This is a genomic window from Pseudomonas sp. USTB-Z, assembly GCF_019691255.1.
GTDB classification, from domain to species: Bacteria; Pseudomonadota; Gammaproteobacteria; order Pseudomonadales; family Pseudomonadaceae; genus Aquipseudomonas; species Aquipseudomonas alloputida.
In genome coordinates this window covers 101,620-114,532 of sequence record NZ_JAECZP010000008.1, presented here as the reverse complement: position 1 = coordinate 114,532, position 12,913 = coordinate 101,620, and the positions used below count along the sequence as shown (strand labels likewise).

General features: G+C 62.4%; 11 protein-coding genes. 9 read left to right on the top strand and 2 right to left on the bottom strand.

Going from position 1 to position 12,913, the window contains the following annotated elements:
• Positions 1-21: 21 nt before the first annotated feature.
• Positions 22-384 carry an ATP-dependent Clp protease adapter ClpS gene (clpS, locus tag I8746_RS11675; RefSeq protein WP_003251220.1) on the bottom strand — a complete coding sequence of 121 codons (363 nt, stop codon included), beginning with the start codon at positions 382-384 and terminating at the stop codon, positions 22-24.
• Positions 385-614: 230 nt separating this feature from the next.
• On the opposite strand from clpS, the gene cspD reads away from it, so the two are divergent.
• A complete protein-coding gene (gene cspD, locus I8746_RS11670; protein ID WP_012051825.1) occupies positions 615-881 on the top strand; it encodes a cold shock domain-containing protein CspD in 267 nt (88 codons plus the stop codon).
• A gap of 71 nt (positions 882-952) precedes the next feature.
• Here the strand turns inward: cspD and icd are convergent, their stop codons facing one another.
• Positions 953-2,209: an NADP-dependent isocitrate dehydrogenase gene (gene icd / locus I8746_RS11665; protein WP_014755963.1), complete on the bottom strand. Its 1,257-nt coding sequence runs from the start codon at positions 2,207-2,209 to the stop codon at positions 953-955.
• 414 nt (positions 2,210-2,623) lie between these two features.
• Here icd and I8746_RS11660 point away from each other — a divergent pair, with 414 nt between their 5' ends.
• The 8 genes from I8746_RS11660 (at position 2,624) to I8746_RS11625 (ending at position 12,729) form a co-directional block, all read left to right on the top strand.
• Complete coding sequence (locus I8746_RS11660; RefSeq protein WP_014755961.1) at positions 2,624-4,849, top strand: NADP-dependent isocitrate dehydrogenase; 2,226 nt, start codon at positions 2,624-2,626, stop codon at positions 4,847-4,849.
• 206 nt (positions 4,850-5,055) lie between these two features.
• Entirely contained in the window at positions 5,056-5,496 is a 441-nt protein-coding gene (locus tag I8746_RS11655; protein ID WP_012051822.1) for an NUDIX hydrolase, read from the top strand.
• A gap of 59 nt (positions 5,497-5,555) precedes the next feature.
• Positions 5,556-6,680 (top strand): tRNA 2-thiouridine(34) synthase MnmA, encoded by a 1,125-nt coding sequence (gene mnmA / locus I8746_RS11650; RefSeq protein WP_012051821.1) that lies wholly within the window; start codon positions 5,556-5,558, stop codon positions 6,678-6,680.
• The gene (hflD, locus tag I8746_RS11645) at positions 6,677-7,303 is read left to right on the top strand and encodes a high frequency lysogenization protein HflD (RefSeq protein WP_010954818.1); all 627 of its coding nucleotides are present in this window, start codon (positions 6,677-6,679) and stop codon (positions 7,301-7,303) included. Before mnmA ends, hflD begins: the two co-directional genes overlap by 4 nt.
• Positions 7,304-7,518: 215 nt before the next feature.
• Positions 7,519-8,889, top strand: coding sequence for an adenylosuccinate lyase (gene purB, locus I8746_RS11640; protein WP_003251234.1), 1,371 nt, complete (start codon positions 7,519-7,521; stop codon positions 8,887-8,889).
• An 81-nt stretch (positions 8,890-8,970) separates the two neighbouring features.
• A complete protein-coding gene (locus tag I8746_RS11635; protein ID WP_012051819.1) occupies positions 8,971-10,137 on the top strand; it encodes a cupin domain-containing protein in 1,167 nt (388 codons plus the stop codon).
• The gene (locus I8746_RS11630; protein WP_003251237.1) at positions 10,130-10,558 is read left to right on the top strand and encodes a GNAT family N-acetyltransferase; all 429 of its coding nucleotides are present in this window, start codon (positions 10,130-10,132) and stop codon (positions 10,556-10,558) included. Before I8746_RS11635 ends, I8746_RS11630 begins: the two co-directional genes overlap by 8 nt.
• A 209-nt stretch (positions 10,559-10,767) precedes the next feature.
• Positions 10,768-12,729, top strand: coding sequence for a DNA topoisomerase III (locus I8746_RS11625; protein ID WP_221100705.1), 1,962 nt, complete (start codon positions 10,768-10,770; stop codon positions 12,727-12,729).
• The last annotated feature ends 184 nt before the right edge of the window (positions 12,730-12,913 follow it).

The window sequence follows — 12,913 nt, the reverse complement described above, 5'->3', positions numbered from 1 at the left end:
TCATACCCAAGTGGTCGGCGATTAACCGTCCTTCTCGATTTCACAGAGTAGCGGATGCTGGCTTTCCCTGGCGTATTGGTTGACCTGCATGGCCTTTGTTTCGGCGATGTCACGGGTAAACAATCCGCACACTGCCCGCCCCTCGGTATGGACGGTCAGCATGATCTTGGTCGCCAGCTCGCGGTTCAGACTGAAGAACGTCTCGAGCACTTCGACGACGAAATCCATTGGTGTGTAGTCATCGTTGAACAAAACCACCTTGTACATCGGTGGCGCCTGCAGGATCGGCTTGGCTTCCTGAACTGCAAGACCTGAGCCGTCGTCCTCATTCGATTGCGGGCGATCCTGATTGAATGTTAGTCGAATCTCACTAGGTGCATGCATGGAAAGAATTTCATCATGAGCGTCAGGTTAAGGTTGCAGGTTGACTGCACAGGCCACCGCCAGCGCAGGCGCCGCGTGACCTTGACTATCGGCAAAACGGTGTTACAACCAATAAGAACCCACCGTGGTCGATAAAGATCCGCGCAGTCAACCAGATTTTTCGCAAGGTTCGTATGCGGATGAAGTGGATGATACTCCAGTGATGGAGTCCTTTGCAGAGGGACATAGGGATGGCAAGCGGTAAAGTCAAGTGGTTCAACAATGCCAAGGGCTATGGATTCATCAATGAGGAAGGTAAATCCGATGACCTGTTCGCCCATTATTCCGCCATCCGAATGGACGGATACAAGACCCTGAAGGCTGGCCAGGCCGTGGTATTCGACATCGTCCAGGGCCCCAAAGGCTTGCACGCCGTTGAAATCAAAGATGCTGCGGCCGCCGCGGCAGAGGCTGCCAGACCCGTGGGTGAGCCGCAAAGCGAAACTGCAAAAGCCTGACTGCCTGCGCTGTGCCGATAGACGAAAAAACCGGCCGCCTCTTTACAGGAGACGGCCGGTTTTCTGTTGCCTTACATGTGTTTGATCATTTCATCGCCAAAGCCTGAGCTGCTTACCAGCTTGGCGCCTTCCATCAACCGCTCGAAATCGTAGGTCACGGTCTTGGCCGCAATGGCGCCATTGGTGCCCTTGATGATCAGGTCGGCGGCCTCGGTCCAACCCATGTGGCGCAGCATCATCTCTGCCGAGAGGATCACCGAGCCCGGGTTGACCTTGTCCTGCCCGGCATACTTGGGCGCCGTGCCGTGAGTGGCCTCGAACATGGCCACGGTGTCGGACAGGTTGGCGCCCGGGGCAATGCCGATACCGCCCACTTCCGCCGCCAGGGCATCGGACAGGTAGTCACCATTGAGGTTGAGGGTGGCGATCACATCGTACTCGGCAGGGCGCAGCAGGATCTGCTGCAGCATGGCGTCGGCGATGGCGTCCTTGACGATGACCTCGCGACCGGTCTTGGGGTTCTTGAACTTCATCCAAGGGCCGCCATCGAGCAGCTCAGCGCCGAACTCGTCACGCGCCACCTCGTACCCCCAGTCCTTGAAGGCACCCTCGGTGAATTTCATGATGTTGCCCTTGTGCACCAGGGTCAGTGATTCGCGGTCGTTATCCACCACATATTGCAGGGCCTTGCGCACCAGACGCTTGGTACCTTCCTTCGACACCGGTTTGACGCCGATACCGCAATCCTGGTCGAAGCGGATCTTGGTGACCCCCATTTCCTCCTTGAGAAACTTGATCACCTTGTTCGCCTCGGGCGAGCCGGCCTTCCACTCGATGCCGGCATAGATGTCTTCGGAGTTCTCGCGGAAGATCACCATGTCGACGTCGCCCGGCTTTTTCACCGGGCTCGGTACACCCTGGAACCACAGCACCGGCCGCAGGCATACATACAGGTCCAGTTGCTGGCGCAGGGCCACGTTGAGTGAGCGGATGCCGCCACCGACGGGGGTGGTCAGCGGGCCCTTGATCGACACCACGTAATCACGCACGGCATCGAGGGTTTCCTGCGGCAGCCAGGTATCCTGGTCATACACCTGGGTGGCTTTCTCGCCAGCGTATACCTCCATCCAGGCGATCTTGCGCTTGCCGCCGTAGGCCTTCTCCACGGCGGCATCGACCACCTTGATCATTACCGGCGAAACATCGACGCCGATCCCGTCGCCTTCAATGTAAGGAATGATCGGATGATCAGGCACGTTGAGCGAATGATCTGCATTGACGGTGATCTTGCTGCCGTCGGTCGGAACCTTGATTTTCTGGTATCCCATGCTTGCACTACTCCGCTGTCGGGTGTGGTTTGGACATTGTGCGATCCACTGAGCCTAAACCACATCTGCCGACCTGCAAGGCATGCGACAACCCGCCGCATTGCCGCTTAGTCTTTGGTCTTATAAATGGGCCGATATCACTTGGCCTTGCTGATTAGCCCGAATGGTTTGGTATACTCCGCCGCGACCGAAGGGTCATCGGGGCGAATCCCAGGAAAATGCGGACCGCCCTAGGCCATGAATGGCCATAAAGCCTGGGTTGTTACCGCAGCTCAGCACTTGACGCTCGACTGATGCATCCACCATCACCGCTCGCAGCCTCTCGACTTTCCGCTCATGGCGCTGCCAGGGCGATGCGCCTACCCTGCGCACCACGAGACTCGAGCACGCTCAGCACACAGAGAGTTAACCCGCATGCCCACCCGTTCCAAGATCATCTATACCTTCACCGACGAAGCCCCCGCCCTCGCCACTTACTCGCTGCTGCCGATCATCGAAGCGTTCACCGCTTCGGCTGACATCGCTGTCGAAACTCGCGACATCTCCCTGGCTGGCCGTATCCTTGCCGCCTTCCCGGAGCAACTGGGCGCAGAGAAGCAAGTAGGCGATCACCTGGCGGAACTGGGCCAGCTGGCTACCACCCCTGAAGCCAACATCATCAAGCTGCCGAACATCAGCGCCTCGGTACCGCAGCTCAAAGCCGCGATCAAGGAACTGCAAGGCAAGGGCTTCAACATCCCTGACTACGCCGACGAGCCGGCCACCGCGGAAGAAAAAGAATCCCGTGCCCGCTACGACCGCATCAAGGGTTCCGCCGTGAACCCGGTGCTGCGCGAAGGCAACTCCGACCGCCGCGCGCCGCTGTCGGTCAAGAACTACGCCCGCAAGCACCCACACAAGATGGGTGCCTGGGCCGCCGACTCCAAGTCGCACGTTGCCCACATGACCCAGGGCGACTTCTACGGCAGCGAAAAAGCCGCGCTGATCGAAGCTGACGACAGCCTGCGCATCGAGCTGGTCGGCAAAGACGGCAGCACCACCGTGCTGAAAGAAAAAACCGCCGTCAAAGCCGCTGAAGTCATCGACTGCGCCACCATGAGCCGCAAGGCCCTGAAAGCCTTCATCGCCGAGCAGATCGCCGATGCCAAGGCCGCTGGCGTGCTGCTGTCGGTGCACCTGAAAGCCACCATGATGAAGGTCTCCGACCCGATCATGTTCGGCGTCATCGTCGAAGAATTCTACAACGACGTGCTGACCAAGCACGCCGCTGCCCTGGCCGAAGTAGGCTTCAACGCCAACAACGGTATCGGCGACCTGTACGCCCGCATCAAGGACCTGCCAGCCGACAAGCAGGCCGAGATCGAAGCCGATATCCAGGCCCTGTACGCAGAGCGCCCGGCCCTGGCCATGGTCAACTCCGACAAAGGCATCACCAACCTGCACGTGCCGAGCGACGTGATCGTCGACGCCTCGATGCCGGCCATGATCCGTGACTCGGGCAAGATGTGGAACACCGCAGGCGAACTGCAAGACGCCAAGGCCGTGATCCCGGACCGCTGCTACGCCGGCATCTACCAGGCCACCATTGAAGACTGCAAGGTCAACGGAGCCTTCGATCCAACCACCATGGGCAGCGTACCGAACGTTGGCCTGATGGCGCAGAAAGCCGAAGAGTATGGCTCCCACGACAAGACCTTCCAGATCAAGGCTGATGGCGTGGTTCGCGTAGTCGATGGCAAGGGCAACGTCGTGCTGGAGCAGAACGTCGAAGCCGGTGACATCTTCCGTATGTGCCAGACCAAGGACGCGCCGATCCAGGACTGGGTCAAGCTGGCCGTCAACCGTGCCCGCCTGAGCAACACCCCGGCGGTGTTCTGGCTGGACCCGGCTCGCGCCCACGACGGCGTCATGATCGAGAAGGTGCAGAAGTACCTGAAGGATCACGACACCACCGGCCTGGACATCCGCATCCTGGCGCCGGTCGACGCCATCAAGTTCTCCCTGGCCCGCATCCGCGAAGGCAAGGACACCATCTCGGTGACCGGCAACGTGCTGCGTGACTACCTGACCGACCTGTTCCCGATCATGGAACTGGGCACCAGCGCCAAGATGCTGTCGATCGTGCCGCTGATGAACGGCGGTGGCCTGTTCGAAACCGGCGCCGGCGGTTCGGCTCCGAAGCACGTGCAACAGCTGGTTGAAGAGAACTTCCTGCGTTGGGACTCGCTGGGTGAATTCCTGGCCCTGGCCGCTTCCCTGGAGCACCTGGGCAACACCTACGACAACCCGCGCGCCAAGGTTCTGGCCAACACCCTGGACCAGGCTACCGGCAAGTTCCTCGACACCAACAAGTCGCCGTCGCGCAAAGTCGGCGGTATCGACAACCGCGGCAGCCACTTCTACCTGACCCTGTACTGGGCCGAAGCCCTGGCTGCTCAGACGGACGACGCTGCCCTGCAGGCACGCTTCGCACCACTGGCAAAAACCCTGGCCGAGAACGAAGCGACCATCGTCGCCGAGCTCAACGCCGTTCAGGGCAAGCCAGCCGACATCGGCGGCTACTACGCCCCGGATGCCGAGTTGACCGCCAAGGTGATGCGCCCAAGCCAGACCCTGAACAGCGCCATCGCTGCCCTGTAAGGTTCGCTTGAAGTAACAGCACAAACCCCGGCCACGCACCGGGGTTTGTGCTTTCTGGGAAAATGGGGCCGCTCTGCGGCCCTTCGCGGGCAAGCCCGCTCCTACAGGAGAGGTGCAGTTTGTGCGACCTGCGCTGCACCTTGTGGGAGCGGGCTTGCCCGCGAAGGACCGCAAGGCGGTCCCGGCAATCTGAAAGGACATGGCAAATGACCTGGCAACCCCACATCACCGTAGCGACCATCGTCGAGCACGAAGGCAAGTTCCTCTTCGTCGAGGAATTCAAAGCCAACCAGCACGTCTTCAATCAGCCGGCCGGCCACCTCGAGCCCAACGAGACCCTGCCCCAGGCCGCCCTGCGCGAAACCCTGGAAGAAACGGCCTGGGAAGTCGAGCTGACCGGCGTGGTCGGCATCTACCTGTACACCGCCCCCAGCAACGGCGTGACCTACCAGCGCGTCTGCTTCGCCGCCCGCCCCGTGCGCCATCACAACGACCTGGCACTGGACAGCGACATCGTCCGCGCCGTGTGGCTGACCCGCGACGAACTGCTGGCCGACCCCACTCGCTGGCGCAGCGAGCTGGTGCCGCGCTGCCTGGATGACTACCTCAAAGGCCCGCTGCACAGCCTCGACCTGCTACGCGACTGACGCAGCGCCGCGGTTTTGATAGAATCGGCGTTTTTCCCCCTTGATACACACCGGTACCCATGACCAGCCCAGTACTTAAAGACCCCGCCAAGACCCGCGTCATCGTCGGCATGTCCGGCGGCGTGGACTCTTCCGTCTCAGCCCTTCTGCTCATCGAGCAGGGCTACCAGGTGGAAGGGCTGTTCATGAAGAACTGGGAAGAGGACGACGGCACCGAATACTGCACCGCCCGTGAAGACCTGGCCGACGCCCAGGCCGTGTGCGACCGTATCGGCATCAAGCTGCACACCGCCAACTTCGCCGCCGAATACTGGGACAACGTGTTCGAGCACTTCCTTGAGGAATACAAGGCCGGCCGCACACCCAACCCCGACATCCTCTGCAACCGCGAAATCAAGTTCAAGGCGTTCCTCGACTACGCCCTGTCGCTGGGTGCCGACCTGATCGCCACCGGCCACTATGTGCGCCGCCGCGATACTGGCGCGCTCACCGAACTGCTCAAGGGCCTGGACCCGAACAAGGACCAGAGCTACTTCCTGCACGCCGTCGGCGGCCAGGAAATCGCCCGCACACTGTTCCCGGTCGGCGAACTGGAAAAGCCCGAAGTACGCGCCATCGCCGAAAAACACGGCCTGGCCACCGCCAAGAAGAAAGATTCCACCGGCATCTGTTTCATTGGCGAGCGCCGCTTCAGCGACTTCCTCAAGCAGTACCTGCCGGCCCAGCCGGGCGACATTGAAACCACCGAAGGTGAAGTGATCGGCCGCCACCATGGCCTGATGTACCACACCATCGGCCAGCGCCAGGGCCTGGGCATTGGCGGCCTGAAAGATGCCAGTGACGAGCCGTGGTACGTGCTGCACAAGGACCTGGCCCGCAACGTGCTGGTGGTCGGCCAGGGCAACGAGCACCCATGGCTGTTCTCCCGCGCCCTGCTGGCCTCGGACATTTTCTGGGTCAACCCGGTCGACCTCGGCAGCCCACGCCAGCTGACTGCCAAGGTGCGCTACCGCCAGAGCGACCAGCGATGCACCCTGGAACGCACCGCCAGCGGCTACCGCGCCGTGTTCGACGAGCCTCAGCGCGCCGTGACGCCGGGCCAGTCCGTGGTGTTCTACGACGGCGAAGTGTGCCTGGGCGGCGGCGTGATCGAGGCTGCCGAGCCGTGGAGCCCGCGCGCATGAGCAACCTGCAGGAGCAGTTGATCGCGCTGGGCGGTGTGTTCCAGGCCGCCGTGCTTGTCGACCGTATCGCCCGCACCGGCCAGGCCAGTGAAGCCAATATCGGCTGCATGCTGGGCAGCCTGCTGGTGCGTGACCCCAAGGACACCCTGGAGGTGTTCGGCGGTGACGACCTGAACCTGCGCGACGGCTACCGAGCGCTGATCGGCGCCCTCGAGCGCGACCCCAACAGCCTGCAGCGCGAGCCACTGCGCTACGCCCTGTCGATGCTGGGCCTGGAACGCCAGCTGAACAAGCGAGGTGACCTGCTGGACACCATCGGCAACCGCCTGCCGCAAATCCAGTCGCAGGCCGAGCATTTCGGCCTGGTTCACGAAAACGTCATCGCTTCCAGTGGAGCCTTGTATCAAGACACCCTGAGTACCTTGCGCCAGCGCATCCAGGTGCACGGCGACATGCGCTTCCTGCAGCAACCCAACAACGCCTCAAAGATCCGCGCCTTGCTGCTGGCCGGCATCCGCGCCGCGCGACTGTGGCGGCAGCTGGGCGGGCACCGTTGGCAGCTGGTGTTCAGCCGGCGCAAGTTGCTGAACGAACTGTATGACATGATGCGCAGCCCCAACTGACGGGCTGGGCTGCCCTTTGTAGGAGCGGGCGTGCCCGCGAAGCAGGCGACGCGGTGTATGGCACCGGCTACGCCGGTGTTCGCGGGCACGCCTGCTCCAACAGGGGCTGCCACCAGATCCAAATTGGGCCGACCTTTGGTCAGCCACCCGACCCAGGCGCAATTTTCATGTATGATATGCGCCCTTCCAAAAGCCTGACTGTCCGAGAACACCCCATGCAGCTTTCTTCGCTCACTGCGGTTTCCCCTGTAGACGGCCGTTATGCCGGCAAAACCCAGGCCTTGCGCCCCATTTTCAGCGAATTCGGCCTGATCCGTTTCCGCGCCCTGGTCGAAGTGCGCTGGCTGCAGCGCCTGGCCGCCCACCCGCAAATCGGCGAAGTGCCGGCGTTCTCCGCCGAAGCCAACGCCCTGCTGGACAGCCTGGCCAACGATTTCAAGCTGGAGCACGCCGAGCGCGTCAAGGAAATCGAGCGCACCACCAACCACGACGTCAAGGCCATTGAATACCTCCTCAAGGAGCAGGCCGCCAAGCTGCCTGAGCTGGCCAAGGTCAGCGAGTTCATCCACTTCGCCTGCACCAGCGAGGACATCAACAACCTGTCCCACGCCCTGATGCTGCGCGCTGGCCGTGACGAAGTGCTGTTGCCGCTGATGCGCCAGGTCGCCGACGCCATCCGCGCCCTGGCCCACGCCCACGCCGAAGTGCCAATGCTGTCGCGTACCCATGGTCAGCCGGCTTCGCCGACCACCCTGGGTAAAGAACTGGCCAACGTCGTGTATCGCCTGGAGCGCCAGATCGCCCAGGTTGCCGCCGTGCCACTGCTGGGCAAGATCAACGGCGCCGTGGGCAACTACAACGCCCACCTGTCGGCCTACTCGCAGATCGACTGGGAAGAGAACGCCCGCGCCTTCATCGAAGACGAACTGGGCCTGCAGTTCAACCCGTACACCACCCAGATCGAGCCGCACGACTACATCGCCGAGCTGTTCGACGCCATCGCCCGCTTCAACACCATCCTGATCGACTTCGACCGTGATGTGTGGGGCTACATTTCGCTGGGTTACTTCAAGCAGAAGACCGTTGCCGGCGAAATCGGTTCGTCGACCATGCCGCACAAGGTCAACCCGATCGACTTCGAAAACTCCGAAGGCAACCTGGGTATCGCCAACGCGCTGTTCCAGCACCTGGCCAGCAAGCTGCCGATCTCGCGCTGGCAGCGTGACCTGACCGACTCCACCGTGCTGCGCAACCTGGGCGTGGGCTTTGCCCACAGCGTGATCGCCTTCGAGGCCAGCCTGAAAGGCATCGGCAAGCTGGAAGTCAACGAAGCTCGCATCGCCGCCGACCTGGACGCTTGCTGGGAAGTGCTGGCCGAGCCGATCCAGACCGTGATGCGCCGCTTCAACATCGAAAACCCCTACGAGAAGCTCAAAGAGCTGACCCGTGGCAAGGGCATCACCCCAGAAGCGCTGCTGACCTTCATCGACGGCCTGGACATGCCAGCCGAAGCCAAGGCCGAGCTCAAGCAGCTGACCCCCGCTACCTACATCGGTAACGCGGCGGCCCAGGCCAAACGCATCTAAGCTGAGCGTCGCGTACAACGCCCGGCCTGGCCGGGCGTTTTTATTCCCGTACGAAAATTACGTTTTTTCAATAGGTTGAACATGAATCCTGATACTCCACTGCAGCTGCTCGGCGGCATCTCGGCCCGCGAATTCATGCGCGACTACTGGCAGAAGAAGCCGCTGCTGGTACGCCAGGCCTTCCCGGACTTCATCAGCCCGATCGACCCCGATGAGCTCGCCGGCCTGGCCCTGGAAGACGAAGTCGAATCGCGTATCGTGCTGGAGCACGGCGCGCACCCGTGGGAACTGCGCCGCGGCCCGTTCAGCGAAGACACCTTCGCCGAACTGCCGGAAAAAGACTGGACCCTGCTGGTACAGGCCGTTGACCAGTTCGTTCCGGAAGTGGCCGAACTCCTGGAAAACTTCCGCTTCCTGCCCAGCTGGCGTATCGATGACGTGATGATCAGCTTCGCCGCCCCGGGTGGCAGCGTCGGCCCGCACTTCGACAACTACGACGTGTTCCTGCTGCAGGGCCACGGCCAGCGCAACTGGAAGATCGGCCAGATGTGCAGCAGTGACAGCCCGCTGCTGGAGCACGCCGACCTGCGTATCCTGGCCGAGTTCGAGCAGAGTGAAGAGTGGACACTGGAGCCCGGCGACATGCTCTACCTGCCACCGCGCCTGGCTCACTACGGCGTAGCCGTGGATGACTGCCTGACCTACTCGGTCGGCTTCCGCGCACCGAGCGCTGCCGAAGTGCTGACCCACTTCACCGACTTCCTCGGCCAGTTCCTGCCCGACGAAGAGCGCTACAGCGACGCCGACGCCCAGCCGGTCAGCGACCCGCACCAGATCCAGCACGATGCCCTCGACCGTCTCAAGGCGCTGCTCGACAAGCACATGGGCGACAAGGACCTGCTGCTGACCTGGTTCGGCCAGTTCATGACCGAGCCGCGCTACCCCGAGCAGATCGTTGGCGAAGAGCTGAGCGAGGAAGAGCTGATCGACGCCCTTGAGCAGGGCGCCATCCTGATCCGCAACCCCAGCGCACGCCTGGCCTGGTCGGAATTCGAAGACGACCTGCTGCTGTTCGCCAGCGGCCGTAGTTGCCCACTGCCCGGCAAACTGCGAGAGCTGCTGAAGCTGGTATGTGCGGCCGACGCCCTGCACATCGACAACCTGGCCGAGTGGCTGCAGGACGAAGATGGCCTTATGCTGGTACAGCAGCTGGTCAAACAAGGGAGCCTGGGATTCGCCAATGAATAAGATCAGCGTTCGCCTCGCCGATTGGCACAAAGACAACGCCGACATCCGCCGTATCCGTGAAGCCGTGTTCGTCGCCGAGCAGCACATTCCGCCAGAGCTGGAGTTCGATTCTGAAGACCAGGATGCCCTGCACTTCCTGGCCCTGGAAGGCGACTATCCGATCGGTACTGCGCGCCTGCTGGCCGACGGCACCATCGGGCGCATCTCGGTGCTCAAGGACTGGCGCGGCCTGAAGGTGGGCGATGCGTTGGTCAATGCGGTCATCGTCGAAGCGCAGAACCGCGACCTGAAACAGCAGATGCTCAGCGCCCAGGTACACGCCACGCCGTTCTATGAGCGGCTGGGCTTTCGCGTAGTCAGCGAGGAATTCCTCGAAGCTGGCATCCCGCATGTCGACATGGTGCGCGACTCGCGCGCCTGATCCATCACCAGTGCCGTCCTCTTCGCGGGTAAACCCGCTCCTACAAGCACCACGCGTCCCTGTAGGAGCGGGTTTACCCGCGAAGAGGCCGGCACAGGCCATATACATCCCCGCTGACAAAAAACCTGTACATCCATCCAGATAAAACTTGCCTCTGCGCCCCCGCTTGCGCATCCTATGGCCCACCACCCCGATGAAGCGTCCCGGCCATGCGCCTGTTCCTCTGTGAAAAACCCTCCCAGGCAAAAGACATTGCCAAAGTGCTCGGCGCCAACCGCAAAGGCGACGGCTGCTGGCAAGGCACCGATATCTGCGTCACCTGGTGCATTGGCCACCTGCTGGAAACCGCCCCGCCCGACAGCTATGACGAACGTTACAAGCGCTGGAACCTGGCCGACCTGCCGATCATTCCAGACAAGTGGAAGATGCTGGTAAAGCCCAAGACCGCCAGCCAGTTCAAGGCGGTCAAACGTCTGCTCGGTGAAGCGCGGGAGCTGGTGATTGCCACCGACGCCGACCGCGAAGGCGAAATGATTGCCCGCGAACTGGTCGAGCACTGCCGCTACCGAGGCCCGGTGCAGCGCCTGTGGCTGTCGGCGCTGGATGACGCCTCCATCCGCAAGGCCCTGGCGCGCCTGCTGCCAGGCCACGAGACGTTCAACCTGTACCACTCGGCGCTGGGCCGCTCGCGCGCCGACTGGCTGATCGGCATGAACATGAGCCGGCTGTTCACCTTGCTGGGCCGCCAATCCGGCTACCAGGGTGTGCTGCCGGTAGGCCGCGTGCAAACGCCGACCTTGCGCCTGGTGGTCGACCGCGACCGCAGCATCGCCAACTTCGTGCCAGTGCCGTTCTGGGCCATCGACGTACAGCTGGAACACGCCGGCCAACGCTTCAATGCCCAATGGCGCGCCCCCGAAGACGTCTGCGATGACCAAGGCCGCTGCCTGAAGCAAGACCTGGCACAGCGGGCCGCCACCGACATCGGCCATGCCGGCACTGCCCGAGCGGTAAAGGTAGCGACCGAGCGTGTGCGCGAAGCAGCACCGCTGCCCTTCGACCTTGGCACCCTGCAGGAGCTGTGCTCGAAAAAGTTCGGCCTCGGCGCCCAGGAAACCCTCGACATTGCCCAGGCACTGTACGAAACACACAAGCTGATCACCTACCCGCGCAGCGATTGCGGCTATTTGCCACAAAGCCAGCACGCCGAGGCACCCGCCATCCTCGCCGCCCTGCAACGGGCCGATGCCAGCCTGGCACCGCTGCAGCCCTACCTGGAGCCGCAACGCCGCTCGCGGGCGTGGAACGACGCCAAAGTCAGCGCTCACCATGGCATCATCCCCACCGCCGCCGCCAGTGACCCCTCGCGCCTGCCGGCCAAGCACAAGGCCGTGTATACCCTGATCCGCGCCCGCTATCTGGCGCAGTTCCTGCCCAACCATGAGTACGACCGCACCCAGGCCGACTTCGACTGCGCCGGTCATGCGCTGCGTGCTGTAGGCAAGCAGATCGTCGAGCCGGGCTGGCGCCGCGCCTTGCCCGAGGCGCTGACCCCGGCCAAAGGCCGCGAGGCACCACCGGCCCAGGTGCTGCCGGCGCTTCGCGAAGGCCAGGACTGCAACGTACACAGCCTGCAACTGAAAGACCTGTGGACCCAGCCACCCAAACCGTTTACCGAAGGCGACCTGATCAAGGCGATGAAAAACGTGGCCAAGCTGGTGGATGACCCTCGGCTGAAGCAGAAGCTCAAGGAAACCACCGGCATCGGCACCGAAGCCACCCGCGCCAGCATTATCCAGGGCCTGCTCGACCGCGGTTACCTGATAAAGAACGGCAAGGCGCTGTCGGCCACACCTGCGGCCTTCAGCCTGATCGACGCCGTTCCCCGCGCCATTGCCGACCCCGGCACCACGGCGATCTGGGAGCAGGCGCTGGACATGGTGCAAAGCGGCGAGATGCCCCTGGAAGAGTTCGTCGCCCGGCAATCAGCGTGGATGGGCAAGCTGGTCGAGCGTTGCAGCGGCATGCGCATGACCATCAGCGGGCCAGCGGCCGGGGCGGCCCCGCCCTGGAAGAAGAAACGTCGCGGTGGAGGTGGGAAAAGCAAAGCGGCCGGAAACAAGGCAACTCCGAGCAAGCCACGGCAGCCGCGGAAAAAGGCAACGTCCTGAAAATTACGCCTTCTCACGTCCGGTCTCTCTGCGCGTGCCCCCTGTAGGAGCGGGTTCACCCGCGAAGAGGCCAGCCCAGGCAACACATTAACCACAGGCAAACCACAAACCCCGACCAACACATTGGCAGCGTGAAATTTAACTGCTAACTTTTCATGAAAATAAACATAATAATTTTCACGGA

Excerpts from the sequence above, each read along its gene's own strand:
- clpS (WP_003251220.1), bottom strand. The coding sequence starts at position 384 with ATGCATGCACCTAGTGAGATTCGACTAACATTCAATCAGGATCGCCCG.
- cspD (WP_012051825.1), top strand. The coding sequence starts at position 615 with ATGGCAAGCGGTAAAGTCAAGTGGTTCAACAATGCCAAGGGCTATGGA.
- icd (WP_014755963.1), bottom strand. The coding sequence starts at position 2,209 with ATGGGATACCAGAAAATCAAGGTTCCGACCGACGGCAGCAAGATCACC.
- I8746_RS11660 (WP_014755961.1), top strand. The coding sequence starts at position 2,624 with ATGCCCACCCGTTCCAAGATCATCTATACCTTCACCGACGAAGCCCCC.
- I8746_RS11655 (WP_012051822.1), top strand. The coding sequence starts at position 5,056 with ATGACCTGGCAACCCCACATCACCGTAGCGACCATCGTCGAGCACGAA.
- mnmA (WP_012051821.1), top strand. The coding sequence starts at position 5,556 with ATGACCAGCCCAGTACTTAAAGACCCCGCCAAGACCCGCGTCATCGTC.
- hflD (WP_010954818.1), top strand. The coding sequence starts at position 6,677 with ATGAGCAACCTGCAGGAGCAGTTGATCGCGCTGGGCGGTGTGTTCCAG.
- purB (WP_003251234.1), top strand. The coding sequence starts at position 7,519 with ATGCAGCTTTCTTCGCTCACTGCGGTTTCCCCTGTAGACGGCCGTTAT.
- I8746_RS11635 (WP_012051819.1), top strand. The coding sequence starts at position 8,971 with ATGAATCCTGATACTCCACTGCAGCTGCTCGGCGGCATCTCGGCCCGC.
- I8746_RS11630 (WP_003251237.1), top strand. The coding sequence starts at position 10,130 with ATGAATAAGATCAGCGTTCGCCTCGCCGATTGGCACAAAGACAACGCC.
- I8746_RS11625 (WP_221100705.1), top strand. The coding sequence starts at position 10,768 with ATGCGCCTGTTCCTCTGTGAAAAACCCTCCCAGGCAAAAGACATTGCC.